General features: G+C 62.7%; 26 protein-coding genes. 10 read left to right on the top strand and 16 right to left on the bottom strand.

From position 1 onward, the window contains the following. Positions 1–245 precede the first annotated feature (245 nt). From nirB to mgtE, 5 genes are all read left to right on the top strand, one after another. Complete coding sequence (gene nirB / locus BN1123_RS11950) at positions 246–2,792, top strand: nitrite reductase large subunit NirB (RefSeq protein WP_042027246.1); 2,547 nt, start codon at positions 246–248, stop codon at positions 2,790–2,792. Between the two features lie 106 nt (positions 2,793–2,898). Then, positions 2,899–3,216, top strand: coding sequence for a nitrite reductase small subunit NirD (gene nirD, locus BN1123_RS11945; RefSeq protein ID WP_041997997.1), 318 nt, complete (start codon positions 2,899–2,901; stop codon positions 3,214–3,216). A gap of 57 nt (positions 3,217–3,273) precedes the next feature. Then, positions 3,274–4,086 (top strand): nitrite transporter NirC, encoded by an 813-nt coding sequence (gene nirC, locus BN1123_RS11940; RefSeq protein WP_042027245.1) that lies wholly within the window; start codon positions 3,274–3,276, stop codon positions 4,084–4,086. A 12-nt stretch (positions 4,087–4,098) separates the two neighbouring features. Then, complete coding sequence (cysG, locus tag BN1123_RS11935) at positions 4,099–5,505, top strand: siroheme synthase CysG (RefSeq protein ID WP_042027243.1); 1,407 nt, start codon at positions 4,099–4,101, stop codon at positions 5,503–5,505. 146 nt (positions 5,506–5,651) lie between these two features. Continuing rightward, entirely contained in the window at positions 5,652–7,076 is a 1,425-nt protein-coding gene (gene mgtE, locus BN1123_RS11930; protein WP_042027241.1) for a magnesium transporter, read from the top strand. A 60-nt stretch (positions 7,077–7,136) separates the two neighbouring features. Here mgtE and BN1123_RS11925 read toward each other — a convergent pair whose 3' ends face one another. Both BN1123_RS11925 and lexA read right to left on the bottom strand, forming a co-directional pair. Next, complete coding sequence (locus BN1123_RS11925) at positions 7,137–7,433, bottom strand: hypothetical protein (RefSeq protein ID WP_042027240.1); 297 nt, start codon at positions 7,431–7,433, stop codon at positions 7,137–7,139. Positions 7,434–7,794: 361 nt separating this feature from the next. Beyond that, complete coding sequence (gene lexA / locus BN1123_RS11920; protein WP_042027239.1) at positions 7,795–8,418, bottom strand: transcriptional repressor LexA; 624 nt, start codon at positions 8,416–8,418, stop codon at positions 7,795–7,797. A 205-nt stretch (positions 8,419–8,623) separates the two neighbouring features. Here lexA and plsB point away from each other — a divergent pair, with 205 nt between their 5' ends. Then, positions 8,624–11,047, top strand: coding sequence for a glycerol-3-phosphate 1-O-acyltransferase PlsB (plsB, locus tag BN1123_RS11915; RefSeq protein ID WP_042027238.1), 2,424 nt, complete (start codon positions 8,624–8,626; stop codon positions 11,045–11,047). Between the two features lie 73 nt (positions 11,048–11,120). Here plsB and ubiA read toward each other — a convergent pair whose 3' ends face one another. Both ubiA and BN1123_RS11905 read right to left on the bottom strand, forming a co-directional pair. Next, positions 11,121–11,990 (bottom strand): 4-hydroxybenzoate octaprenyltransferase, encoded by an 870-nt coding sequence (gene ubiA, locus BN1123_RS11910; RefSeq protein WP_042027237.1) that lies wholly within the window; start codon positions 11,988–11,990, stop codon positions 11,121–11,123. After that, on the bottom strand, positions 11,987–12,523 hold the full coding sequence (locus BN1123_RS11905; RefSeq protein WP_042027235.1) for a chorismate--pyruvate lyase family protein: 537 nt from the start codon (positions 12,521–12,523) through the stop codon (positions 11,987–11,989). The genes ubiA and BN1123_RS11905 overlap by 4 nt, the downstream gene beginning before the upstream one ends. 145 nt (positions 12,524–12,668) lie before the next feature. Here BN1123_RS11905 and BN1123_RS11900 point away from each other — a divergent pair, with 145 nt between their 5' ends. Next, positions 12,669–13,100: a flagellar basal body-associated FliL family protein gene (locus BN1123_RS11900; RefSeq protein WP_042027233.1), complete on the top strand. Its 432-nt coding sequence runs from the start codon at positions 12,669–12,671 to the stop codon at positions 13,098–13,100. Between the two features lie 112 nt (positions 13,101–13,212). Next, a complete protein-coding gene (locus tag BN1123_RS21420) occupies positions 13,213–13,380 on the top strand; it encodes a hypothetical protein (protein WP_124238653.1) in 168 nt (55 codons plus the stop codon). A 19-nt stretch (positions 13,381–13,399) separates the two neighbouring features. Here BN1123_RS21420 and BN1123_RS11895 read toward each other — a convergent pair whose 3' ends face one another. The 5 genes from BN1123_RS11895 to waaF all read right to left on the bottom strand — a co-directional run bounded on the left by BN1123_RS11895 (position 13,400) and on the right by waaF (position 17,421). Next, a complete protein-coding gene (locus tag BN1123_RS11895) occupies positions 13,400–13,732 on the bottom strand; it encodes a DUF2799 domain-containing protein (RefSeq protein WP_042027232.1) in 333 nt (110 codons plus the stop codon). 137 nt (positions 13,733–13,869) lie between these two features. After that, positions 13,870–13,992 (bottom strand): hypothetical protein, encoded by a 123-nt coding sequence (locus tag BN1123_RS21905; protein WP_268746127.1) that lies wholly within the window; start codon positions 13,990–13,992, stop codon positions 13,870–13,872. A gap of 74 nt (positions 13,993–14,066) precedes the next feature. Continuing rightward, positions 14,067–15,047, bottom strand: a complete 981-nt coding sequence (gene acuI, locus BN1123_RS11890) for an acrylyl-CoA reductase (NADPH) (protein ID WP_042027231.1) — start codon at positions 15,045–15,047, stop codon at positions 14,067–14,069. 72 nt (positions 15,048–15,119) lie between these two features. Further along, complete coding sequence (waaA, locus tag BN1123_RS11885) at positions 15,120–16,385, bottom strand: lipid IV(A) 3-deoxy-D-manno-octulosonic acid transferase (protein WP_042027230.1); 1,266 nt, start codon at positions 16,383–16,385, stop codon at positions 15,120–15,122. Between the two features lies 1 nt (position 16,386). After that, a complete protein-coding gene (gene waaF / locus BN1123_RS11880) occupies positions 16,387–17,421 on the bottom strand; it encodes a lipopolysaccharide heptosyltransferase II (protein ID WP_042027228.1) in 1,035 nt (344 codons plus the stop codon). Positions 17,422–17,661: 240 nt separating this feature from the next. On the opposite strand from waaF, the gene BN1123_RS11875 reads away from it, so the two are divergent. Further along, positions 17,662–18,438, top strand: coding sequence for a glycosyltransferase family 2 protein (locus tag BN1123_RS11875; RefSeq protein WP_026457506.1), 777 nt, complete (start codon positions 17,662–17,664; stop codon positions 18,436–18,438). A gap of 59 nt (positions 18,439–18,497) precedes the next feature. Here BN1123_RS11875 and BN1123_RS11870 read toward each other — a convergent pair whose 3' ends face one another. Next, on the bottom strand, positions 18,498–19,547 hold the full coding sequence (locus tag BN1123_RS11870) for a glycosyltransferase family 9 protein (protein ID WP_042027226.1): 1,050 nt from the start codon (positions 19,545–19,547) through the stop codon (positions 18,498–18,500). Positions 19,548–19,779: 232 nt separating this feature from the next. Here BN1123_RS11870 and coaD point away from each other — a divergent pair, with 232 nt between their 5' ends. Then, positions 19,780–20,262: a pantetheine-phosphate adenylyltransferase gene (coaD, locus tag BN1123_RS11865; RefSeq protein ID WP_042027224.1), complete on the top strand. Its 483-nt coding sequence runs from the start codon at positions 19,780–19,782 to the stop codon at positions 20,260–20,262. A 48-nt stretch (positions 20,263–20,310) separates the two neighbouring features. Here the strand turns inward: coaD and BN1123_RS11860 are convergent, their stop codons facing one another. The 6 genes from BN1123_RS11860 to radC form a co-directional block, all read right to left on the bottom strand. Continuing rightward, positions 20,311–21,210, bottom strand: coding sequence for a VirK/YbjX family protein (locus BN1123_RS11860; protein ID WP_042027223.1), 900 nt, complete (start codon positions 21,208–21,210; stop codon positions 20,311–20,313). 175 nt (positions 21,211–21,385) lie between these two features. After that, a complete protein-coding gene (gene mutM / locus BN1123_RS11855; protein WP_042027222.1) occupies positions 21,386–22,198 on the bottom strand; it encodes a bifunctional DNA-formamidopyrimidine glycosylase/DNA-(apurinic or apyrimidinic site) lyase in 813 nt (270 codons plus the stop codon). A gap of 23 nt (positions 22,199–22,221) precedes the next feature. Further along, positions 22,222–22,677: a hypothetical protein gene (locus BN1123_RS11850; protein WP_026458337.1), complete on the bottom strand. Its 456-nt coding sequence runs from the start codon at positions 22,675–22,677 to the stop codon at positions 22,222–22,224. Between the two features lie 90 nt (positions 22,678–22,767). Next, positions 22,768–22,935 carry a 50S ribosomal protein L33 gene (rpmG, locus tag BN1123_RS11845; RefSeq protein WP_005307500.1) on the bottom strand — a complete coding sequence of 56 codons (168 nt, stop codon included), beginning with the start codon at positions 22,933–22,935 and terminating at the stop codon, positions 22,768–22,770. A gap of 11 nt (positions 22,936–22,946) precedes the next feature. Beyond that, positions 22,947–23,183 carry a 50S ribosomal protein L28 gene (rpmB, locus tag BN1123_RS20955; RefSeq protein WP_005307492.1) on the bottom strand — a complete coding sequence of 79 codons (237 nt, stop codon included), beginning with the start codon at positions 23,181–23,183 and terminating at the stop codon, positions 22,947–22,949. A 136-nt stretch (positions 23,184–23,319) separates the two neighbouring features. Beyond that, positions 23,320–23,994: a RadC family protein gene (radC, locus tag BN1123_RS11840; RefSeq protein WP_042027220.1), complete on the bottom strand. Its 675-nt coding sequence runs from the start codon at positions 23,992–23,994 to the stop codon at positions 23,320–23,322. Positions 23,995–24,067 lie beyond the last annotated feature (73 nt).

Genomic DNA, 24,067 nt, shown 5'->3' with positions numbered 1-24,067 from the left:
GTCGAACACAAAATTTTTTATCTTTTTCGTCAGATAGATATCCCCAACACACCCCTTCCAGGCCGTGCCAAAGCATGGCCTGAATGCTCCATCCATATACCTATTTATGTATATGATTGAATTTTCTCCAATTACCCCTGACGAGATATATAAATGGACACTTGATTTGCATCAATTGTCCGCTCCCTCCGACTGGGTAGCCTAGCCTCAGAATGTCGTTTTATTACTCCAAACTAGAGGCAATTATGAGCAAAGTCAGACTGGTCGTTGTCGGCAACGGCATGGTGGGGCACCGCTTCATCGAAGAGCTGATCGAACGGGCCGACCCGGGCCGGTACGAGATCACCGTCTTCGGTGCAGAACCCCGTCCCGCCTACGATCGCGTCCATCTCTCCTCCTACTTTTCCCACCACACCAGCGAAGATCTCTCCCTCGTCAAACCCGGTTTCTACGACAAGCACGGCATCCGCCTGCTGCTCGGCGAAGCGGTGAAAAAAATCGACAAAACGACCCGCGAAGTGCACTCCAACAAGGGCACTGTGGTTGGTTACGACAAACTGGTACTGGCCACCGGCTCCTACCCCTGGGTGCCGCCCATTCAGGGCAGCCAGCACCACGAGTGCTTCGTCTACCGCACCATCGAGGATCTCAAAGCCATCCGCAACGCGGCCAAGAGCGGCAAGAGCGGGGTGGTGATCGGGGGCGGCCTGCTTGGCCTCGAAGCGGCCGGCGCCCTCAAGGCACTGGGTCTCGAGACCCATGTGGTGGAGTTCGCTCCTGTGCTGATGGCCGAGCAGCTCGACGGCCAGGGCGGCCAGCTGTTGCGCCGCAAGATCGAATCCATGGGCGTGCAGGTACACACCAGCAAGAGCACCAGCGAGATCCTGATGCATGGCGGTGAACAGGCGAAACACCGCCTCGCCTTTGCCGACGGCAGCCAGCTGGAAGTGGACGTGGTGGTCTTCTCTACCGGCATCCGCCCGCAGGATACCCTCGGTCGCTACGGCGATCTGGCCATCGCCGAGCGCGGCGGTATCGTCATCGACGATCACTGCCTCACCTCCGACCCCGACATCTATGCCATCGGCGAGTGTGCCGCCTGGCAGGGCCGCTTCTTCGGCCTGGTGGCGCCGGGCTACAAGATGGCCCAGATCACCGTCGACCATCTGCTTGGCGGCGACAGCCGCTTCGAAGGGGCGGACATGAGCGCCAAGCTCAAGCTGCTCGGCGTCTCCGTCGGCTCCATCGGCGATGCCCACGGCCGCACCCCGGGCAGCCACAGCTATGTGTTCCAGGACGACCAGGCCGGCGTCTACAAGAAAATCGTGGTGAGCGAGGACAACAGCCGATTGCTCGGCGCCGTGCTGGTAGGTGACGTGGAGGATTACGGCAACCTGCTGCAGATGATGCTCAACGCCCTGCCGCTGCCGAGCCATCCGGACACCCTGATCCTGCCCGCCTACGCCGGTGCCAAGCCGACCCTGGGGGTGGATGCCCTGCCGGAAAGCGCCCAGATCTGCTCCTGCTTCGACGTCACCAAGGGCGACATCGCCCAGGCCGTCGCCGAGGGTCACACCACACTCGCCGCCATCAAGCAGCACACCAAGGCCGGTACTGGCTGCGGCGGCTGCGTGCCCCTCATCAGCCAGGTGCTCAACGCCGAGCTGGTGAAGCAGGGCATCGAGGTCAACAACCACCTCTGCGCCCACTTCCCCCACTCCCGCCAGGAGCTGTTCCACCTGGTCAAGGTGGAGGGGATCAAGAGCTTCGACGAGCTGCTGGCCAAACACGGTCAGGGCCATGGCTGCGAGGTGTGCAAACCGACGGTCGGCTCCATCCTCGCCTCCTGCTGGAACGAGTACGTGCTGAGCCCGCTCAACACACCTCTGCAGGACACCAACGACATCTTCCTCGGCAACATGCAAAAGGACGGCACCTACTCCGTCATCCCGCGCATGGCCGGTGGCGAGGTGACCCCGGAGGGGCTGCTGGCGGTGGCCGAAGTGGCCCGCGACTACAAGCTCTACACCAAGATCACCGGCGCCCAGCGCATCGGCCTGTTCGGGGCCCAGAAGGATGATCTGCCCGCCATCTGGCGCAAGCTGCTGGCGGCCGGCTTCGAGACCGGTCAGGCCTACGCCAAGGCGCTGCGCATGGCCAAGACCTGTGTCGGCAGCACCTGGTGCCGCTTCGGCGTGCAGGACAGCGTCGGCCTCGGGGTCTTCCTCGAGAACCGCTACAAGGGCATTCGCACCCCCCACAAGATGAAGTTCGGCGTCTCCGGCTGCACCCGTGAATGTGCGGAAGCCCAGGGCAAGGACGTCGGCATTATCGCCACTGACGCGGGCTGGAATCTCTACGTGGGCGGCAACGGCGGCATGAAACCGCGCCACGCCGACCTGCTGGCTTCTGACCTCGACCGCGAGACGTTAGTCCGGTTGATAGACCGCTTTATGATGTTCTACGTCACCAGCGCCGACAAACTGCAGCGCACCTCGGTCTGGCTCGGCAATCTGGAAGGGGGCGTCGACTACCTGCGCGAGGTGATCGTCGACGACAAACTCGGGTTAAACGAGACCCTGGAGCGCGATATCCAGCGCCTTATCGACAGCTACGAATGCGAATGGTCACGCACCCTCAACGAAGAGCAAGCGTTGCAGCGCTTCAGCCACTTCATCAACAGCGACAAGCGCGACCCGGACGTCCAGTTCGTCAGCGAGCGTGACCAGCACAGACCGGCGACCCCGGCCGAGCGCATCCCCGTCTACCAGATCGAGGTGGAGACCAAATGATGAAATTAGCCTGCCAACTCAACGATATCCTGCCGGGAACCGGTGTATGTGCCCTCATTGAAGGTCGCCAGCACCTGCCTGCTCCGCTCGATGTGGAGGTTCAATCATGAAACTTGCCTGCCAACTCAACGACATCCTGCCTGGCACCGGCGTCTGCGCCCTGATCGAGGGTCGCCAGATCGCCCTGTTCCGCCCGAGCGCGGCGGCCGAGGTGTTCGCCATCGACAACCGGGATCCCTTCTTCGCCGCCAACGTGCTGTCGCGCGGCATCGTAGGTGAACACGAGGGTGAGCTCTGGGTGGCCAGCCCGCTCAAGAAGCAGCGCTTTCGCCTGAGCGATGGCCACTGTTTCGACAACCCGGCGATGTCGGTACAGAGCTATCCCGTCGAAGTGCGCGACCAGCAGGTCTGGGTCGCCGTCTAAAGCCGATTTAACTCTCTTTCGGGCTGCCAGAAGGCAGCCCTTTCAAGGACTCACAAGATGTACACGGAAACCATTAACAAGTGCGCCGCCAACGCGGCCCGCATCAACCGCTTCGAGCGCAGCGACAAACTCGGCTTCTGGCTCAGCTCCACCATGGCGGGGGCCTATGTGGGCCTGGGCATCATCCTCATCTTCACCCTGGGCAACCTGGTGGATCCCGCTATCCGCCCGCTGGTGATGGGGGCCACCTTCGGCATCGCCCTGACCCTGGTGATCATCGCCGGCTCCGAGCTCTACACCGGCCACACCATGTTCCTCACCTTCGGGGTGAAGGCCGGCAAGATCGCCATGACCGACCTACTACGCATCCTGCCGCAGACCTGGGCGGGCAACCTGCTCGGCTCCATCGTCGTGGCGCTCATCTACTCCTACGGCGGCAGCCTGCTGCCGGATGCGGGCAGCCTGGCCCACAAGGTGGCGCTGGCCAAGACCCAGGCGCCGGCCCTGACCCTGTTCATGAAAGGCATCCTCTGCAACTGGCTGGTCTGCCTCGCCATCTGGATGGCGCTGCGCACCGAAGGAGCCGCCCGCTTTATCGCCATCTGGTGGTGCCTGCTGGCCTTTATCGCCTCCGGCTACGAGCACTCCATCGCCAACATGACTCTGTTCGCCCTCTCCTGGTTCGGCGCCCATTCCGAGGCCTACACCCTGGGCGGCATCGGCCACAACCTGTTGTGGGTGACCCTGGGCAACACAGTCTCCGGCGCCCTCTTTATGGGTCTGGGCTACTGGTATGCCACCCCCAAGGCTGAGCGCCCGGTCGCGGTGAATGACACCACCAGCACCGCCAGCCAGACCCAAACCGCCTGATCAGGAGGCCCCATGGACTACTTGCCCATCTTCTGCCGACTCGACAACAAACCCGTGCTGCTGGTCGGCGGCGGCGAGGTAGCGGAGCGCAAGGCGCGCCTGCTGCTGGATGCCGGAGCCCACCTCACAATAGTAGCGCCCGAGCTCGACCCCGAGCTGGCGGAACTGGCTGCCAACGGGAGCATCGAGTGGCTGGCCGCCGAGTTTGCGCCAGCGCACCTGACGGGCAAGTGGCTGGTGGTGGCCGCCACCGATCGGCGCGAGGTGAACGCCCTGGTCTACCAGAGCGCCAACCAGGCGCGGATCTTTGCCAACGTGGTGGATGACCCCAAGCGCTCCAGCTTCATCATGCCGTCCATCATCGACCGCTCGCCGCTGATGGTGGCCATCTCCTCCGGCGGCAAGGCGCCGGTGCTGGCCCGCTTGCTGCGGGAGAAACTCGAAGCCATGCTGCCCCAGCACCTGGGGGTCGTGGCGACCTTTGCCGGCAGCCTGCGGGATCGGGTCAAGGCCCGCTTCGCCAGCATGGGGGAGCGACGCCGCTTCTGGGAGCGGCTGCTGGGGGCCGATCGCCTCGGTCAGGCGCTGGCTCGCGGCGATCACGCCTCTGCCCACCAGCTGGCCGATACCCTGTTTGCCGAGGAGAGCAAGGCTCACGGCGAGGTGGTGCTGGTCGGTGCCGGCCCCGGGGATCCGGGTCTGCTCACCCTGCACGCCCTGCGCCAGATGCAGCAGGCGGACGTGGTGGTCTATGACCGCCTGGTCTCCGACGACGTGATGGCGCTGGTACGCCGCGATGCCAAGCGCATCTTCGTCGGCAAGCAGGCGGGCAACCACTGCGTGCCGCAGGAGGGCATCAACCAGCTCTTGCTGGATGAGGCACAAAAAGGGCAGCGGGTGGTGCGGCTGAAGGGGGGCGATCCCTTCATCTTCGGCCGTGGCGGCGAGGAGCTGGAGACGCTGGTCAACAGCGGCGTGGGCTTTCAGGTGGTGCCGGGGATCACGGCGGCGAGCGGTTGTGCCGCCTATGCCGGCATTCCTCTGACCCACCGGGATCATGCCCAGAGCGTGCGCTTTGTCACCGCCCACGGCAAGGGCGGGGCACAGGATCTCGACTGGCCGCTGCTGGCCAAGGACAAGCAGACCCTGGTGTTCTACATGGGGCTCTCCTCCTGCGCCACCATCCGCGAGCAGCTGCTGGCCCACGGCAAGGGGGGCGACACCCCGGTGGCGCTCATCGAGCGCGGCACCCAGCCGAGCCAGCGGGTCATTCGCGGCACCCTGGAGCAGCTGCCCGAGCTGGCGGTGGGGGTCGAGAGCCCGGCCCTCATCATGGTGGGCTCGGTGATAACCCTGGCCGAACAACTTGCCTGGTTTGGACAAGACCAACAAGCCCTCTCCCGCCAGGCCCTCGCCTGAACGGTCTTGGCATGTGAGTCATGAGGCCACCGCAAGGTGGCCTCATTTTTATCCAGCCATCACTAAATCCCGGTCATAACCTGTTGTTTTAAGTCTGGTATCCTATGGGCATTCGGCCTATCGGCCACCAGCTCAGGAATTTTTTCATGTCTCTGCCCCTCAAAAACAGCGCCAAGCAGCGCGCGGAAGACAGATCCCGCATTCTCACCCTGCTGCTGGGCGACGATGCCCTCACCGACAGCCTGATCGACCCCCAGCTTGAACAGGATGCGGGTCAACGCGACCAGACCAGCCAGCTGAGCGGGCTGGTCAACGGCCTGCCCGCCGCCGACATCGCCGATGCGCTGGAATCCCTGCCTCCCGATGAACGCCACGCCCTCTGGCATCTGGTGAGCGAAGACAAACGCGGCCAGGTGCTGGTCGAGGCGTCGGAGACGGTGTGGGAGAGCCTCATCAGCGGCATGAGCGACCGCGAGCTGCTGCATGCCCTGCGCTCCCTCGACATCGACGATCAGATCTATCTGGGCCAGTACCTGCCGCGCAACCTGATGGGGCGGCTGCTCACCTCCATGGCCCCCGTCGATCGGGATCGGGTGCGCGAGGTGATCCGCTACGGCAAGCACACGGTCGGCGCCATGATGGACTTCGAGCTCATCACGGTGCGCCCCGACGTGAGCCTCGCAACGGTGCAGCGCTTCTTGCGGCTGCGGGGCAAGATCCCCGCCAACACCGACAAGCTGTTTGTCATCGACAGGCGAAACCACCTGCTCGGCGAACTGGCCCTCACCACTGTGCTGCTGCACAAACCCGCCACCCTGGTGAGCGAGGTGATGGAGCAGGATCCCATCACCTTCGATCCCGAAGACAACGACGAGGCGGCGGCCCGTACCTTCGAACGGGATGACCTGCTTTCTGCCGCCGTGGTGGATGCCAAGGGCAAGCTGATGGGCCGCCTCACCGTCGAGGAGATCGTGGATGTGGTCTATGAGGAGAGCGACACCGATCTGCGCCGCATGGGGGGGATCAGCGAGGAGGAGGATGTGTTCGCACCGGTCGCCAAGGCGGTGAAGACCCGCTGGGCCTGGCTCGCCCTCAACCTCTGCACCGCCTTCGTGGCGTCGCGGGTGATCGGCCTGTTCGAGCACACCATCTCGCAACTGGTGGCGCTGGCGGCCCTGATGCCCATCGTCGCCGGGATCGGCGGCAACACAGGCAACCAGACCATCACCATGATAGTGCGGGCGCTGGCGCTGCAGCACATTCAGGCGGGCAACCTCTCCTTCCTGCTGTTGCGGGAGCTGGGGGTGGCCTTTATCAACGGTCTGGTGTGGGGCGGCATCATGGGGGTCGTCACCTTCCTGCTCTATCAGGATGCGGCGCTGGGCGCCGTGATGACCCTCGCCATGGTGCTGAACCTGCTGGTAGCGGCGCTGATGGGGGTCATCATCCCCATGACCATGAGCCGGCTGGGTCGCGATCCGGCGGTGGGGGCCAGCGTGATGATCACCGCCATCACCGACACCGGCGGTTTCTTCATCTTTCTGGGGCTGGCCACCCTGTTCCTGCTGTAAACAAGAAGGGAGCCGCTGGCTCCCTTCTTCGTCATGTTCGACTTCTGCGACAGACGCAGCTCAGGGTCTGGCGTTGCGCCCCTGCTGCCACCCCTTGCCGAGGGCACGACCGATGGGCACCACCGGGGCCAGCCGGACGCTGTCGACAGCCTGGGCACCATGACCCCGCTTGAACAACAGCACCAGGCGCACCACTTTCTCCTTCGGGCAGCCGAGCCAGAGCGCCCAGTGCGGCCCCTTGTGATGAAGCCAGAGTCCGTAAAACCAGGTCATCCGGTTTCCCTTGATAAAACGGGTGATGGAGGATTCAGGTGCCGGTACGCAGCGCTTCGAATCCCATGGCGTGTTCGATGCCATATGCCACTCCTCCTTGACTGACAGGTCACTCAGGTACGTCGACTCATCCCCTGGCAACGTCCTGCCTTGCTTCGAGTGAGATCAGGATGACCCTGGCCTATGTGCCGGCCGGCCCTGCGACACTCCCCTTCTATCCCGTGAAGGTCTGCTTGCGGTTGTCATTGTGCGGCGCTCGCCCCGTGGGGCGGAGCAGCCAGACCCTGGCGGTCTGGCCCTGATCTGAGCATATATCCGAAACGGGCGGTTTGCGGGCTAGCGCGGGGGACAAAAACGGCGAGGTTCAGGATCTGCTTGAATTGGCAGGAAAGAGGCGCAGAAACAACACGGCCTCCCGAAGGAGGCCGTGTGGCGAGAGAGGAGATTACATCCAGTCGGCGTTGCGGATCACCCCGACCGCCAGCCCCTCGATGGTGAGATGCTGGCTGGCAAGATCCACTTCGATGGGGGAGAGCTCTTCGTTCTCCGGCAGCAGCCATACCTGGCTGCCCTTGCGCTGGAAGCGTTTGACGGTGACATCCTCGTCAAGCCGCGCCACCACCACCTGGCCGTTGCGTACCTCCTGGGTCTTGTGCACCGCCAGCAGGTCGCCATCCAGGATGCCGATGTTCTTCATGCTCATCCCCTGCACCCGCAGCAGGAAGTCGGCGCGCGGGTGGAACAGGGCGGGATCAACCTGATAGTGGCTCTCGATATGCTCCTGGGCCAGGATGGGTTCACCTGCAGCCACCTTGCCGATCAGCGGCAGGCCGCTCTCTTCCAGCGCCTCTTCCTCTTCGAGCAGCAGACGGATGCCGCGGGACGTGCCCGGCATGATCTCGATGACCCCTTTTTTGGCCAGGGCCTTCAAATGTTCCTCGGCCGCATTGGCCGACTTGAAACCAAGCTTCTGGGCAATCTCGGCGCGAGTCGGCGGCATGCCGGTCTCGTTCATGTTCACCTTGATCAGCTCCAGCACTTCGGCCTGGCGGGGGGTAAGGGGTTTCATAGAATTGGCACCTGTCTTTTTATACAGCACACTGGCAGTATATACAGTGCAGTGGCCAAGGCAAGGCGCAGCTGACATTTGTCGCGACCAACCGGCAATTTCACCCTGTTTTGATCCCGTACGACTGAACTCATCGTACCTCTCGGCGACAAGGGGCCGGTGATTTGCTATGCTCACGCCGCATTTTTTTGGAGAGCAGACGCACATGTCCCCAGGACAGAAGATTTCCAGAGCCATCTTGCAATGGCCGGTCAGCGGCTTGGTCAATCACAAAAGCCTGCCGGAAAATCCCATCACAGAACTCAAGCTGGATCCGGCCAGACCCATCGTCTATGCCCTGAAAACCAGCTCGATCACCGACCTGATGACCCTGCAGCAGTGCTGCGAGGATCTCGGTCTGCCGGGCCCCTTTACGCCGCTGGAACTGAACGGCCAGCTGCTGCCGCGCTATGTCTGTCTGGATCGTCCGCCTCCCCTCTTCGGCAAGCGCAGCAAGCCGCTCCCCTTCCTGCAGGAGTTCCACCAGCTGCTGGATCTGCACAAGCAGGATCCGGCGCTGGATATCCAGGTGGTGCCCGTCACCCTGTTCTGGGGCCGCGCCCCGGGCCGTGAGGGAGAAGAGGCCTCCAGCCTCAACATCATCAGCAGTCTGGCGCCGAACCGGCTGAAGAAGGCGCTCATCGTGATCCTCAAGGGTCGCGAGAACCTGGTGCGCTTCTCCCCGCCCCTCTCCCTGCGCTACATGGCAGACAAACACGGTACCGACGAGGCCATCGCCCACAAGCTGGCGCGGGTCGCCCGTACCCACTTCAGCCGCCAGCAGCTGGCGGCCACCGGACCGAAACTGCCGAACCGCAACCTGCTGTTCAAACAACTGCTGGATTCGAGCGTGATCCAGCAGGCCATCGCCGAAGAGGCCGAGCGGGAGAACATCAGCCTGGAGAAGGCGCAGAAACGCGCCCACGGCTACATGGACGAGATCGCCTCCGACTTCTCCTACCGGCTGATCCGCCTCGGCGAGAGCTTCCTTGGCTGGCTGTGGAACAAGCTCTATCGTGGCCTCTCGGTCAACGGCGCCGAAAAGGTGCGCCAGCTGGCTCAGGAAGGGCACGAGATCGTCTATGTGCCCTGCCATCGCAGCCACATGGACTACCTGCTGCTCTCCTATGTCATCTATCACCAGGGGATGGTGCCGCCTCATATCGCGGCGGGCATCAACCTCAACTTCTGGCCGGCGGGCCCCATTTTCCGCCACGGCGGTGCCTTCTTCATCCGCCGCACCTTCAAGGGCAACCCGCTCTACAGCACGGTATTTCGCGAGTACCTGAACCTGCTGTTCGCCAAGGGCTACTCGGTGGAGTTCTTCACCGAGGGGGGGCGTTCGCGCACCGGCCGCCTGCTGCCGCCCAAGACCGGCATGCTGGCGATGACCCTGCAGGCCATGATGCGCGGGCTTGACCGCCCGGTCACCCTGGTGCCCGTCTACCTCGGCTACGAGCACGTGATGGAGGTGAACACCTACCACAACGAGCTCAAGGGCAGCCGCAAGGAGAAGGAGAGCTTCCTGCAGGTACTCGGCATCCTGCGCAAGCTGCGCAACTACGGCCGCGGCTTCGTCAACTTCGGCGAGCCGCTGACCCTCAACAGCTACCTGAGCGAGCATATTCCGGACTGGAAGGATCACATCGGGGAAGAGGAACGCCCGGAGTGGATGGCCGGCACGGTCAATACCCTGGCCGATCTGCTGATGACCCGCATCAACGGCGCCGCCGCTGTCAACGGCCTGACCCTGAGCGCCCTGGCGCTGCTGGCCGCTGAGCGCCACGCCCTGACCCGTGACGAGTTGCAGGCCCAGCTCAACACCTATCTGGATCTGCTCAAAGCGGTGCCCTACAGCGCCCAGAGCACCATCCCGGACGAGGATGCCGGCACCCTGCTGGATCAGGCACTGGAACTCAACAAGTTCGAGGTGAGCGAGGACAAGCTGGGCCAGATCATCAGCCTGGATCGCTACCAGGCGATCCTGCTGACCTACTACCGCAACAATATCCTCCACCTGTTTGCCATACCCTCTCTGGTGGCGGCACTGATCGACCGCTGCGAGGGGATCAGTCGCGGCGAGATCATCGCCCGCTGCGTCGACATCTATCCGCTGCTCAAGACCGAGCTGTTCCTGCGTTACGAAGAGGAAGAACTGCCGGAGCTTATCGATGCCCTGCTGGCCGAGCTGCAGCGCCAGCAGCTGATCGAGGCACGTGACGGTGGCTACTGGGTCAACCCGGGCAACCAGATGCGCCTGTTGCTGCTGGCCGAAAGCATCCAGGAGACCCTGCAGCGCTACGCCATCGTGCTGACCCGGGTGCTGGCCCAACCCTACATAGAGGCAGAGCAGCTGGAGGCAGACGGCCTGATGATGGCGGAGCGCCTCGGCACCCTGCACGGCATCAACGCCCCCGAGTTCTTCGACCAGAAGCTGTTCAGCACCCTGATCCACACCCTGCGCAAGGAGGGTTACCTCTCCGCCGAGAGCAAACCGGATCTGGGACGCTTTCAGGCGCTGGCGGACAACATAGTGCCGCTCCTGAGCACCAAGATCCGCCGCACCATCCGGGCCGGCAACCAGCGCTGACCCGCACCGCAAATGAAGAAGGCCGCATCATGCGGCCTTCTTTTTGCTCGGCTTCTTTTTGTTCAAGGAATGGTCACCCCAGCAGGTAATCTAGCACCAGCCCGGCGAACACCAGAGCCCCCACATAGTTGTTGTTGAGGAACGCCTGGAAGCAAGCCTCCCGCTGCCGTTCGCGAATGAGCCGCTGCTGATAGACGAACAACACGGCGGCCCCCAGCAATCCCCAGTAGTAACTGCTGCCCAGCGCCATCAGCTGGCCGACCAGCAGCAGGATCAACAGGGTAGCCAGCTGCAGCACGCCGATGATCCGCTTGTCGTGACGGCCAAACAGGATGGCGCTCGACTTGAGCCCCAGCTTGAGGTCATCGTCCCTGTCCACCATGGCGTACTGGGTATCGTAGGCCACTGTCCACAGCAGGTTGGCGATAAACACCAGCCAGGCCACGGCCGGCAGTGCGTTGGCCTGCGCCGCATAGGCCATGGGGATCGACCAGGAGAAGGCCATGCCGAGCACCAACTGGGGGATCGGAATGAACCGCTTCATGAAGGGATAGCTCACCGCCAGCAGCAGGCCGACGAACGACATGGCGATGGTGAGGGAGTTGAGGGTCAGCACCAGACCAAACGAGATCAGGGCAAGCACGAAGAAGAGCGCCAGTGCCTCGCGGGGATCCACCTTGCCGGTCGGCAGGGGACGCCCCGAGGTGCGTTTGACGTGACCGTCGAAGTTGCGATCCGCATAGTCGTTGATGACGCAGCCGGCCGAGCGCATCAGAAACACGCCGACCACAAACACCGTCAGCACCCAGAGGTTTGGTCGTCCGCCGGCCGCCAGCCAGAGTGCCCACAGAGTCGGCCACAGCAGCAACAGGGTGCCGATGGGCTTGTCGATGCGGGCCAACTGCAGATATGCCAGACCCCGCTCCTTGGTTAACAGATTCACTCCAGCTCCTTGTCACAGACGAGAGAGGGCAGAAACAGCTCGTGAACCAGCAATGGCCACTGCCCCAGAAATAGACGGGAACGACGTCCCCAGACGATGGCGGCGGGGCAACGGGGATTGTCGGCAATGGCAAAACGGGCCAGCTGCAGATGATCACGTCGCACCGGCTCATTGCCAAACACCCGCTCCCCCAGGGGTTGCTCCCCCAGTTCGGCCAGACCACTGCCCTGCAGCGCTGCGTCGGCCAGCAGGGTCCAGCCCAGCACGGCCGGGCCCAGATCGCCGTGGAGGATCACCTCCCGGCAGATCCCGGCAGGGGATGCAGCATCCACCAGCCACTGCTCATCGGTGGTCAACGAGACGGGGCGATTGCCCAGCCATTCGACCGAGAAGTGCCGATTGTGTTGGCGCAGACGCCGGGTCATGGAGCCGGGCTCCAGCAGCCAGGGACGCAGGCTGGCCGGCAATTCGCAACTGTCGGGGGCCAACCACCCGGTTAACGGCGTGAGAGGAACAGTCAACTCGGACTTCACAGCTTCACCATCCAGAGATTTCCGTGTTCAGGTTAAAATCCGGTTTATTATCCGTAAATCAATAGCGAAATGTAAGAACATCCGTGCTTGACGCCCCCTTTGGCAGCATCAAAAATGGTGTATCTTCCGCCGATGAGCCATCTATATGAAGATCTTCAAAATTTTGCTGGTGTTGTTGCTGAGCGTGGGCGCCCTGCAAGTACGGGCTGCCGATGAGGAACCCGCCGCCGAAGGGGCCGAGGGAGCCGCCAAACCCGGATTTGCCTACCATGCGCTCGATCCGGATATCATCACCAACTACCTGAGCAACGGCAAAACCCTCGGCTACGTCAGGGTCACGGTGGAGCTGATGGCCGAAAACGATGCCGACCTCAAGCTGCTGGAGCAGCATGACCCCCTGATCCGCGACGCCATCATTCGCCTGATGGGCAGCAAGAGCGCCGATCAGATCAAGTCTCTGGTCAGCCGCGAGGAACTGCGCAAGGAGTGCGAGACCAAGGTCAACGAGTTGTTGCTCAAGGAAACCGGCAAGAAAGCCGTCCGCGAGCTGATCTTCACCAAGTTCCTCTATCAGTAATCTCCCATGGATCAGACGCTTATTGGCATTCAGGCCAATAAGCGTCTGGCGCCTGTTTATTCGAAATGAAAATTGATTACAATACGCTCGTCGAGTCGTAGAGGTAGTCGTTATGGGCAGCAAGACCCTGTGTGAGTGGCGTCGCCACGAAATCCCCGCGGATCTCAAGGCGCTGCGCAAAATCGTGCGCAAACCCAAATTCGTCTGCGGCAAGTGTGCCCGCAGCGCCAACGACAAGAGTTATCTGTGCCAGCCGCTGCGGTTGAAAAAAGAGGAGTAGGACCAAACCCGACGAGGCCCTATTGATCGGTCCAGCCCTGACGCCCCTGCTCGAACAGCCTGCGCGCCTGCATGTCGTTGGGGCAGACGCCACGGTACTCCTCCCCGGAGCGCCCGGCCAGATAGAGATGCTCCGGGCGGCAATACCAGGCCAACCCTTTCTGATGCCCCTGCTGCCACAGCTCGCCATCCACCTTGTCGCCACACTGGGCACGATGGAACTCGATCCGCTCGGTAGTGAAGCCCAGCTTGCCGTCAGCCTCCCCCACCTCGCTCCACACCTTTTCGCAGGGATCATCGTTGGAGACACAGCCCCCCAGCAGGGTGGCAACCAGTATGACGGTGAGTCGCATAATCATCCTTGAGTGTCGTTTGGGCAGTTCATTCTAGCCAGAGCCTTGCCCCTCACCAAGCCTTCGCCCCCATTCCTGTGAGCCGCACAAAAAAATCAGGCGGGCTCAATGCCCGCCTGTTCGTGTCATGTTGTGGTTCACTGGTCATCGAAAGCGTCGTCATCCTGCCAGCTTTCGTCTTCCCATTGCTCCAGCTCGTCTTCCCAGGATTCCGGCTCCCATTCATCATCGAGCTCGTAATCCGGCTTGTGTCCACCCATGCTCATTCTCCTTGGATAGTGCACCCGCACTCAAAGTCTATCCAGAAAAATGGGGCTCGCCAGTCAGGGAAAGATCAAAGCTTGACCAGGGTGCGACCCGCGACCTGGCCTTGCGTGATGGCCTCGGCGGCCTCGACCACCTGCTCCAGCCCTATCTCGGTTACCGCCTGTTCGAAGAAGCTGGCGGGCAGATCCTGAGCCAGGCGCTGCCACGCCTGTTGACGGCGCGCCAATGGGCACATCACGGAATCCACCCCCTGCAGACGCACGTTGCGCAGGATGAAGGGCATGACGGTGGTAGGCAGATCGAAGCCCCCCGCCAGACCGCAGGCCGCCACGGCGCCGCCATAGTTCATCTGGGCCAGCAGTTTGGCCAGCACCTGGCTGCCGACGGTATCGACTGCCCCGGCCCACAGCTGCTTCTCCAACGGCTTGACGGGCTCCAGCAGTTCGCTGCGCGGCACGATGCGGCTGGCCCCCAGGGCAGTCAGCATCTCACCCTGCTCCTCGGGTCGACCGGTCAGGGCCGCTACCTTGTAGCCTTTTGCCGCCAGCAGCGCGACCGCAGTGGACCCCACCCCGCCGGCGGCGCCGGTCACCAGGATCTCGCCGCTCTGTGGGGTGAGCCCCGCCTCCTCCAGCGCCAGCACGCAGAGCATGGCGGTGAGACCGGCGGTACCGATGCACATGGCCTGACGGGCATCCAGTCCGGCCGGCAGCGGCACCAGCCAGTCCGCCTTGACTCGCGCCTGCTCGGCCATGCCGCCCCAATGTCCTTCACCCACGCCCCAGCCGGTCAGCACCACCTGATCACCGGGCTGATAGCGGCTGTCGGCCGATTCGAGCACGGTACCGGCGAAGTCGATGCCCGGCACCAGCGGCCACTGGCGGACAATCTTGCCCTTGCCGGTAATGGCCAGCCCATCCTTGTAGTTGATGGAGCTGTAGCTTACCGCTACCCGTACTTCGCCTTCCGGCAACTGGCTCTCGGCCAGCCGGGTGAGGGTCGGAACCGTCTTGCCGTCTTGGTTTTCCAGTAACAGGGCCTTGAACATGAGTCTCTCCTCGAGATGAAGCATCAAATCAGCACAGCAGCGCATATCTGCCACGGCGCTCCGTAAATCGTCCTACTGGCTTTCAAGATCAGCCAGACAACGGGAAAGGGTGCGGGCCAGGGCCCCCTGATTGCGCAGCACCACGGCGCGGGCCTGCTCTCCCATCTCGCGGCGCCGGCTCTCGTCGGCCAGCAGCGCACTCACCCTCTCTCCCAATCCGGCCGCATCGGCCACCACGGCGGCGCCACCCTGTGCCACCAGCTGGCGGGTGATGTCGCTGAAGTTGAAGTAGACGGGGCCGGTCAGGCAGGGTTTGCCGAGCGCCGCCGGCTCCAGCAGGTTGTGGCCACCCACCTTCACCAGACTGCCGCCGACGAAAGCCAGATCGGCCGCCGCCAGCATCAGCGGCAGCTCGCCCATGGTATCGCCCAGATAAATCTTGTCGGTCGCGGTGACCGGTGCGGCGCTGGTGCGGCGCACACAGCCATAAGAGGCGCACAACTCGGCCACCCGATCGAAGCGCTCCGGGTGGCGCGGAACCAGGATAAGCAAGGCATCGGGGTGACTGGTCAGCACCTGGTCGAAGGCGGCCAGCACCTGCTCGTCCTCCCCCTGATGGGTGCTGGCGGCGATCCAGACCGGCCGCTCCGCCCCCAGTTGCTGGCGCAGGGCGCGGCCTCTGGCCTGCACCTCGTCACCAAACTGGATGTCGAACTTGATGGAACCGGTCACCGCCAGTCGATCGCGTTCGATGCCGAGCCGGGCGAAGCGATCGGCGTCGTCCTGATGCTGGCAGAGCAGACGAGTCAACGGGCGACTGAGAGCATCGAAGGCCCCCTGAAAGCGAGCATAACGCTGGCAGGAACGCTCCGAGAGGCGGGCGTTGATGATGGTCACCGGCAGATGGCGTTTCTCGCAGGCCGCCAGCCAGTTTGGCCACAGTTCGGTCTCCATCACCCAGAGCGCGCGGGGCTTGAAGGTGTCGAGAAAGGCCGCTACCGCCCAGGGGTAATCGAGGGGCGCATAGCGGTGTACCACCAGATCGCCGAGCTTGCCTGCCTGTTCGGCGCCGGTACGAGTGGTGGTGGTGAGCAGGATCGGCAGATCGGGCCGCTCCGCTTTCAGGGCGCGAATGAGCGGCGTGATGGCCAACGTCTCCCCCACGCTCACCGCATGGATCCAGAGCGGCGCCTCCTGGCCGGTGGCGGGCAGCCGACCCAGATGCTCGGCCCAGCGCTTGCCAAAGCCGGGCTTGCCCTTCTTCGGCTTGTAGAGCGCCAGCAGTGCCAGGGGTAATCCCAGATGGATCAGCAGGTTGTAGAGCAGGCGATAGGGCATCTTACTCGCTCTGCTCCAGTTTGTTGCACGCCTCGATCACCTGCTCCGGCGGCAAATCGATCAGGCATTTGAGGTGGCCGAACTTGCAGGTGCGCTTGAAGCAGGGGCGGCATTCGATGTCGGTGTGAACGATCTCGACCCGATCCGCCAGCGGCGGGGTATAGAGCGGCGAGGTGGAGCCATAGACACCCACCAGCGGCCGGTTGAGGGCGGCGGCGATGTGCATCAGGCCGGAGTCGTTGGAGATGACCCGGCCAGCCAGCGCCATCAGGTCGATCGCCTCGTGCAGGCTGGTCTTGCCCGCCAGCACGTGGCAGTTGGGGCGAGTCAGCATATTGACCCGATCCCGGATGGTGTTGGCCACCGCCACGTCCTTGTTCGAGCCGAAGATCCACACCTGCCAGCCCTCGTCCAGGTGCTGCTGGGCCACCACGGCGTAGTGCCCTTCCGGCCAGCGCTTGGCCGGGCCAAACTCGGCGCCGGGGCAGAGCACCAGCACGGGGCGACGCCGATCCAGCCCGAGCCGCGCCAGCGCCTTGTCCTGATTGACCAGGTCGACGTGAAGCGCGGGATGGGGAATGGCCGGAATATCGGCCCGGCTCTTCATCTGCGCCTTGGGATAAGCCAGCGCCAGATAGCCCTCCACCATCAGCGGGAAGGCGGACTTGTTGCTGCGCAGATCGTTGAGCAGGCCGAAACGCTGCTCTCCCTTCCAGCCGGTACGCACCGGGATACCGGCAAACCAGGGGATGAGGGCCGACTTCATGGAGTTGGGCTGGACGATGGCCTGATCGTACTGCTCGGCCGCCAGCTGTTTGCCGAGGCGGCGGCGGGCCAGCAACTTGAAGTCACCGTGACCGAGCGGCATGGTGATCGCCTTGTCCACCTCGGGCATCCGCTCCAGCAGGGCGCAGCACCAAGCGGGCGCCATCACGTGGAGTTCGCACTCCGGGTGGTTGGCCTTGATCGCCTTGTAGAGGCTCTGGGACATCACCATGTCGCCGACCCAGGAGGGGCCGATCACCAATATTTTCATCACGCGTCTTCTCTCGGGCAGGCCCGGCTGTTGATCATCACTGGCCGAGATTATGCCCCAAGAATGGTCGGAGAAATAACAGAAGATCCCGGTGGCCCCGCTGAACGGCTCAAAACGAGCGCCACTCAACACCACCTCGGGCCGGACGCCCCGACCATGCCCCGCCCGTCGTTTTAGGCTAGAATGGGCGCCAATTTGAGCATGGCCCGCCAACCGGGCAGCAACCGTGAGCCCTCATCAGTGAAAAAACCGACTCTGGCCGCCGTTCTGATCGTCAAGAATGAAGCCGACAACCTGCGCAAGTGTCTCGCCTCCCTCGACGGGCTGGTGGACGAGATCGTCATCATGGATTCCGGCAGCCAGGACGACACCCCGGCCATCGCCGCCGAATTCGGCGCCCGCTTCTTCGTCAACAAGGTGTGGCCGGGATTTGGCAAACAACGCCGGTTGGCCCAGTCACACGTGCAATCCGAATGGGTGCTCTGGCTGGATGCGGACGAGCGACTCACCCCCGAGCTGAAAGAGGCCATCGCCGCCGTCATGGCCAACCCGGCCAGCGACACCATCTACTCGATCCCTCGCCTCTCCTGGGTGTTTGGCCGCTTCATCCGCCACAGCGGCTGGTATCCGGATCGGGTGCTGCGCCTCTATCCCAAGGCCCTCACCGGCTACAACGAGGCACTGGTACACGAGAAGGTGGAGGTACGCGCCAACATGAAGATCGTCAACCTCCATGGCGACCTGCTCCACTTCACCTATCGGGATCTTGAGCACTATCTGGTCAAATCCGCCGGTTACGCCCGGGCCTGGGCCGATCAGCGCACCGCCCGCGGCAAGAAGGGTTCTCTCAGCCAGGGGCTGGTGCATGCGCTGGGCTGCTTCATCAAGATGTACCTGCTCAAGGCGGGTTTCCTCGATGGCAAGCAGGGGCTGCTGCTGGCCATCCTCTCCGCCCACTCCACCTTCGTCAAATACGCCGACCTCTGGGTGCGCCAGCAACCCGGGCAGCCGGAGTAACAGGCATTCCGGCACTCGCCACCGGATACGAAACAGGGCCCCGAGGGGCCCTGTTTGCATTACTGCGGGTCGTTGCCGCGCCAGAAGGGGGCGGCCCAGCGAACCATTTCTGGCACCATGGCCTTGGGATCGAGCTGGCTCATGTCCTCCGGATGATCGCTGTCCTCCGGCGGGCTGAAGGCGAGATGACGCCCTTCACTGTTGAGCGGCTTCCAGCGCAGCGGTGTGGCGGAGCGGCGCATCGGGAAGAAGCCGATGGTCGGCACGTCCAGCGCCCCGGCGATGTGCAGTGGGCCCGTGCTGCCGGCGATGAACAGGGCGGCGTTGGCGAGCACCTGACAGAACATCGGCAGCCCGTCGCTGGAGCGGTAGATCCAGCCGTTACCGCCGTGAGCCAGCAACTCGGCCGCCAGCTGCTCGGCCATCTTCTCCTCACCGGGGCCGGCGGTCAGCACGCACTGCAGCTCGGGGCAGGCCTGGTTCAGCTTGATGATGATGCGGGCATACTGCTCGATGGAGAGGTTGTTGGCCGAGCCGCCGCTGCCGGCATGCACCATCAGCCAGGGGCGGCTGGCATCCAGCTTCAGTCTGGTGGCCAGCTGTTCGCGCACCTGTCGCAGTGCCGGTGCATCAAACTGCAGGAAGGGGGTATGGGGCTCTACCACCGCCACCTGATGATCGGCCAGGAAGCGGCGGATCAGCTCCAGGTTGTACTCAGACTCGGGCTTCTGGGAGCGGGAGCGGCGCTGGATCAGGCGCTGGTTGTAGAGCACCTGGGCCAGCTTGGTGGCTGGCGCCAGGCGATAAGGGATGTGCGCCTTCCACACCAGCATGGCGTTGCGGGAGTTGGAGAAGAGGCAGATGGACGCATCAAACGCGGCCGCCTTGATGCGCGCCAGCAGCGCGCGCTGTTGCTCCTTGTCGGCACGAACACCCGGATCGATGAGCACCTCGTCAATCCAGGGGCAGAGCCGGGCCAGCGGCGCCGTGTAGGCGGGAACCAGGGCAGTCACATGACATTCCATGGACTCCTTGAGCATGGCGAAACTCGGCCAGGCCAGCATGAAGTCACCAATCTTGTCATTGCGAACGACCAGAATACGTTTCATAAAAAATCCCTTTGCTCCCTGTCACCAATGCAAGGAGGCTTGATGCGCGATGCGGGTATTCTTGCCTGATGCAGGGCTATTCTCAAGTGAAGACGCCAGAGTGCCCCGATTTAAGCGACCAAATTGTGCATCTTGCGCCGCTTCCTGCGGCAAACTGACGCTACCGCTCTCGCGGCAAGCCCTCAACAGACCCTATAATGCGACCAAATTTCCAGGTTGCAGGACTGCAAACATGACTACCAGGGTAATTTATCCGGGGACCTTCGACCCCGTGACCAATGGCCACGCCGACCTGATCGGCCGCGCCGCCAAGCTGTTTGACGAAGTCGTGGTCGGCGTCGCCAACAGCCCGAGCAAACGTCCGCTGTTCGATCTGGCAGAACGGGTCCAACTGGTTCAGCAAGTGACCAGTCACCTGCCCAACGTCAAGGTGGTGGGCTTCTCCGGCCTGCTGGTGGATTTCGCCAGGGAGCATCAGGCCAATGTGCTGATCCGCGGCCTGCGCGCCGTCTCCGACTTCGAGTACGAATTCCAGCTGGCCAACATGAACCGCCGCCTGATGCCGGAGCTCGAAAGCGTCTTCCTCACGCCAGCGGAAGAGAACTCCTTCATCTCCTCCACCCTGGTAAAGGAGGTGGCGCTGCACGGCGGCGACATCCGCCAGTTTGTCGACCCCGTTGTGGCACAAGCCATCGCCACCAAACTGGGCCGCTGAGCAGGGGCTCTTCGCAACAAACAGGCTACCCGAGGGTAGCCTGTTTCATTAGGGCGCCTTGCTCGCCTGGCCTTGGGGTATATCGGCAAACTGCCGATCGATCGCATCCTGCAACCGATCGAGCCACTCGTAACGACGCCGGTACATGGCGCGCTTCCTGGACGCCACCTCCTCCAGCGGTTTGCGCAGCGCTGGCTGCAGGGCCACGAAGTTGGCATCCACATCTTCGGCGCCGAACTCCTGCCACAGCTCATCATAATCGGCCAGTAAGTTGCCCTTCTGTTTGCGGCTGTAGCGTTTGGCCTGAAAGACGTGGGCCCGCTTGCGCACCGCCAGCACCCGCTCTCCCCCCATGGCCCGGGCCAGTTGCAGCACCAGCATGACCAGCAGTGACTTGGGTCGCAGGCCGTGTCCTTCCCTGGTCAGCTCGCGCACCCGCGCCTGAGCCTGCTCGACTGCGGGCTCGGGCCCCTGCATGGAGCCTATCATCAGCTCGGGATGGGCAGCCGATCCCGCCAGCGAGAAGGCGCAGCTGTAGAGACGCAACCCCAGTGGATCGACGATGGAGAGTGCCAGCTCGGCCTCCCGGCGAAAGGTGCCATCATGGCGCAGCAGGATGCGGCAATCGCTCTGGGGATAACGCCCCAGCTCGACCCCTTGCCCCAGATAGAGCGGCTCAATGAGAGTTGGATAGCGTGCCAGCAGCAGGCGATAGTGATCCTCCAGCATCTCGGCCCGCTCGCGGGCGCGGGCACAGGCGAAGCGATAGGGTCGCATCGGCTTGTCGAGCAACTCGGGATAGCGGGCGGGCAACGCCCTGAGAGGGGCGGCCTGAAACAGACTGAAGACCCGGTGCAACGACTTGCGATAAAGCAGGCTGCGCAGTACGAACTTGCCGCGGTTGAAGGTCTTGCGGGCACATCCCTCCGGATAGAGGTAACGGGCCATCTTTTTTGCGCAATAGCGCTCCTGCCGGGATAAATATTCCCAGTCTATTGATTTTACTGTCATTTTATATCTCTAACCGCCTGAACGGCCGGAATACTAGTGACAGCTGCACACAGCTTCAACAGACGGGAAATACTCTCTTACAACTTCAACGGGATCCGCCGAAAAAACGGCCTCAACGCTGGCAATGGGAGCAGAAAACCGTGGTTCGCTGGCCCATTTTTACTTCGCTCAACAGGGTCTGACAGTGGTAACAGGGCTGGCCACCCCGGCCATAGACCTGCAGTTTTTGCACAAAATAGCCCGGTTTGCCGTCGGCACTGGTGAAATCCTTGAGGGTAGTGCCCCCCTGGCGAATGGCTTCGGCCAGCACCCGCTTTATCTCGGCCACCAGAGTGGCCAGCCGCTCGGCGCTGATGTTGCCGGCCGCCCGCTTGGGGTGAATGCCGGCGGCAAACAGCGCTTCGTTGGCGTAGATGTTGCCGACCCCAACCACCACCTGATTGTCCATCAGGAACTGCTTGATGGCGGTGCTGCGCCCCTTGGCCCGCTCCCGCAGGTAATCGGCACTGAAGGCGTCGGTCAGCGGCTCCGGCCCCAGCTTGGCCAGCAGGGCGTGCGCCTCGGCCGGTTCGCGAGTCCACAGCAAAGCCCCGAAACGGCGCGGATCGTTGAGCCGCAGCAGCTTGCCATTTTCGAGCTCGATATCCACGTGGTCATGTTTCTCGGCCGGCGTGCCGATCTCCAGCACCCGCAGGCTGCCGGACATCCCCAGATGGAGGATGGCGGTACCAAAATCGGTCTCCAGCAGCAGATACTTGGCACGGCGCCGCACCCGATGGATGGTGAGATCCACCAGCTCCTGGATTTCGCCGGGCACCGGCCAGCGCAGACGACCGTCCCGCACCACCACCCGGGTGACCTTGATGCCGGTGAGCCAGGGGGAGATCCCCTGACGGCTGACTTCGACTTCTGGCAATTCAGGCATGACAACCTCGCAAGCAACAGGGATCAGGGGGCGGGACGCAGCAGGCCGCGATACTGCTCGGCACTCAGCGTGAGCCAGCTACCTGATGGCAGTTGGGCCGCGTACTGGCCATTGTTCTGGTAGAGGCCGAATGCCAGCGGATCGCTCTGGCCGGCGATCCATACCTTGAGGGTGACAGGGGCACCGCGCACCGCCTCGCCGGGGGGCAGCGACCAGCTCTGCCAACTGTCGATGCGGGCTGCCAGCTGGGCGCTGTCCAGCCCCAGATCCGGCACGCTGCGCCAGCCCTGACCAACCCGCTCAATCTGCCAGCTCGGCCCCTGCCAGGTGAGTACCACGGCATCCGCCGGCAACAGGGGACGCGCCCGCTTGGCGCTGTTTTCCTGTTGGGCAATCTCCAACCGGTGCAGCAGGGTGATCACGATCAACACCGCCACTATGATCACGTTATTCCAGCCTTTACGGCTCAGTTTGAACATGGCAAGCCTCCCTTCGAACCGGCAGTGTACTGAATTCGGCCCATAAAAAAACCCGGCACGAAGCCGGGTTTTTGAGACAAATTCAAGTAATTACTTGATTTTGCCTTCTTTGTAGATCACATGCTGACGAACAACGGGATCAAACTTTTTGATCTCCATTTTTTCGGGCATGGTGCGCTTGTTTTTGGTAGTGGTATAGAAGTGACCAGTACCGGCGCTGGAGTTCAGGCGAATTTTCTCGCGAATACCTTTAGCCATGATCTAATTCCTTATACCTTAACACCGCTGGCGCGCAGTTCAGCCAGAACCACTTCAACGCCACGCTTGTCGATGATACGCATGCCTTTTGCGGATACGCGCAGGCTTACGAAGCGTTTTTCACTCTCAACCCAGAAACGGTGAGTGTGCAGGTTCGGCAGGAAACGACGCTTGGTAGCGTTGTTAGCGTGCGAACGGTTGTTACCAACTGCCGGGCGCTTGCCGGTTACTTGGCATACTCTAGACATGTCAGTCTCTCCAAATCTTACTTCATTGCTCGAGCAAATATCTGCCCCGCTGGCCTTCGATTGCGGGGCAAACAGAAGGCGGCATTTTATACAGCATCCGTGATCAAAGATCAACTAATACGGCGCCAGAGCACAGTTATAACCAACCGCGCTCGGCAAAAGAAACCGTGATGCCATCACCGATCACCAAGTGATCCAGCACTCTGATATCGATCAGGGCCAAGGCGGCCGTGATCCGATCCGTGATCTGGCGGTCGGCCCTACTGGGCTCGGCGACGCCGGACGGGTGATTATGCGCCAGAATCACAGCGGCTGCATTATGTTTGAGCGCGATCTGCACGATTTCTCTGGGCCAGACGCTCGCCGAATCGATGGTGCCGTAGAAAAGTTCGACAAATTGGATGACCCTGTGCTGGTTATCGAGTAATAACAGCGCAAACACCTCCCGCGGCCGATCCCGCAACTGGGCCTGTAGATAGTCCCGGGTCAGCTGGGGAGAAGTCAGCGCTTCGCCCCGTTGCAACCGCTCCGCCAGATAGCGCCTGGCCATCTCCAATACCGCCTGTAGTTGGGCGTATTTGGCCGGCCCCAGGCCATGGGCATCACAGAAAGCACGCTGGTCGGCCCCCAACAGGGTACGCAACGAACCGAACTGGCTGAGCAGCTGGCGGGAGAGATCCACCGCGCTCAGGCCGTTGACGCCGGTGCGCAGGAAGATGGCCAGCAATTCGGCATCGGAGAGCGCCGCAGGCCCCTGGCGCAACAGCTTTTCCCTCGGGCGCTCATCCTCCGGCCACTCTTTGATGCTCATTTGTCTCTCCCTCGTCCCTGTTGAGAAAAAACATAGCAAAAAATCGCGGGAGCTCGGCCACAACTCCCCCAAG

It is taken from the genome of Aeromonas enteropelogenes (assembly GCF_000819845.1).
GTDB classification, from domain to species: Bacteria; Pseudomonadota; Gammaproteobacteria; order Enterobacterales; family Aeromonadaceae; genus Aeromonas; species Aeromonas enteropelogenes.
This window is presented reverse-complemented; position numbering and strand designations above follow the sequence as displayed.

Bases quoted from the DNA above. Each gene is read 5' to 3' on its own strand.
- acuI (WP_042027231.1), bottom strand. From the start codon at position 15,047: ATGTTCAAGGCCCTGTTACTGGAAAACCAAGACGGCAAGACGGTTCCG.
- BN1123_RS11900 (WP_042027233.1), top strand. From the start codon at position 12,669: ATGAAGATCTTCAAAATTTTGCTGGTGTTGTTGCTGAGCGTGGGCGCC.
- waaA (WP_042027230.1), bottom strand. From the start codon at position 16,385: ATGCCCTATCGCCTGCTCTACAACCTGCTGATCCATCTGGGATTACCC.
- BN1123_RS11925 (WP_042027240.1), bottom strand. From the start codon at position 7,433: ATGGCATCGAACACGCCATGGGATTCGAAGCGCTGCGTACCGGCACCT.
- BN1123_RS11850 (WP_026458337.1), bottom strand. From the start codon at position 22,677: ATGTTCAAACTGAGCCGTAAAGGCTGGAATAACGTGATCATAGTGGCG.
- radC (WP_042027220.1), bottom strand. From the start codon at position 23,994: ATGAGCATCAAAGAGTGGCCGGAGGATGAGCGCCCGAGGGAAAAGCTG.
- BN1123_RS21420 (WP_124238653.1), top strand. From the start codon at position 13,213: ATGGGCAGCAAGACCCTGTGTGAGTGGCGTCGCCACGAAATCCCCGCG.
- rpmB (WP_005307492.1), bottom strand. From the start codon at position 23,183: ATGTCTAGAGTATGCCAAGTAACCGGCAAGCGCCCGGCAGTTGGTAAC.
- cysG (WP_042027243.1), top strand. From the start codon at position 4,099: ATGGACTACTTGCCCATCTTCTGCCGACTCGACAACAAACCCGTGCTG.
- lexA (WP_042027239.1), bottom strand. From the start codon at position 8,418: ATGAAACCCCTTACCCCCCGCCAGGCCGAAGTGCTGGAGCTGATCAAG.
- BN1123_RS11870 (WP_042027226.1), bottom strand. From the start codon at position 19,547: ATGAAACGTATTCTGGTCGTTCGCAATGACAAGATTGGTGACTTCATG.
- coaD (WP_042027224.1), top strand. From the start codon at position 19,780: ATGACTACCAGGGTAATTTATCCGGGGACCTTCGACCCCGTGACCAAT.
- BN1123_RS21905 (WP_268746127.1), bottom strand. From the start codon at position 13,992: ATGGGTGGACACAAGCCGGATTACGAGCTCGATGATGAATGGGAGCCG.
- nirC (WP_042027245.1), top strand. From the start codon at position 3,274: ATGTACACGGAAACCATTAACAAGTGCGCCGCCAACGCGGCCCGCATC.
- rpmG (WP_005307500.1), bottom strand. From the start codon at position 22,935: ATGGCTAAAGGTATTCGCGAGAAAATTCGCCTGAACTCCAGCGCCGGT.
- BN1123_RS11860 (WP_042027223.1), bottom strand. From the start codon at position 21,210: ATGGCCCGTTACCTCTATCCGGAGGGATGTGCCCGCAAGACCTTCAAC.
- waaF (WP_042027228.1), bottom strand. From the start codon at position 17,421: ATGAAAATATTGGTGATCGGCCCCTCCTGGGTCGGCGACATGGTGATG.
- nirB (WP_042027246.1), top strand. From the start codon at position 246: ATGAGCAAAGTCAGACTGGTCGTTGTCGGCAACGGCATGGTGGGGCAC.
- plsB (WP_042027238.1), top strand. From the start codon at position 8,624: ATGTCCCCAGGACAGAAGATTTCCAGAGCCATCTTGCAATGGCCGGTC.
- nirD (WP_041997997.1), top strand. From the start codon at position 2,899: ATGAAACTTGCCTGCCAACTCAACGACATCCTGCCTGGCACCGGCGTC.
- mutM (WP_042027222.1), bottom strand. From the start codon at position 22,198: ATGCCTGAATTGCCAGAAGTCGAAGTCAGCCGTCAGGGGATCTCCCCC.
- BN1123_RS11895 (WP_042027232.1), bottom strand. From the start codon at position 13,732: ATGCGACTCACCGTCATACTGGTTGCCACCCTGCTGGGGGGCTGTGTC.
- mgtE (WP_042027241.1), top strand. From the start codon at position 5,652: ATGTCTCTGCCCCTCAAAAACAGCGCCAAGCAGCGCGCGGAAGACAGA.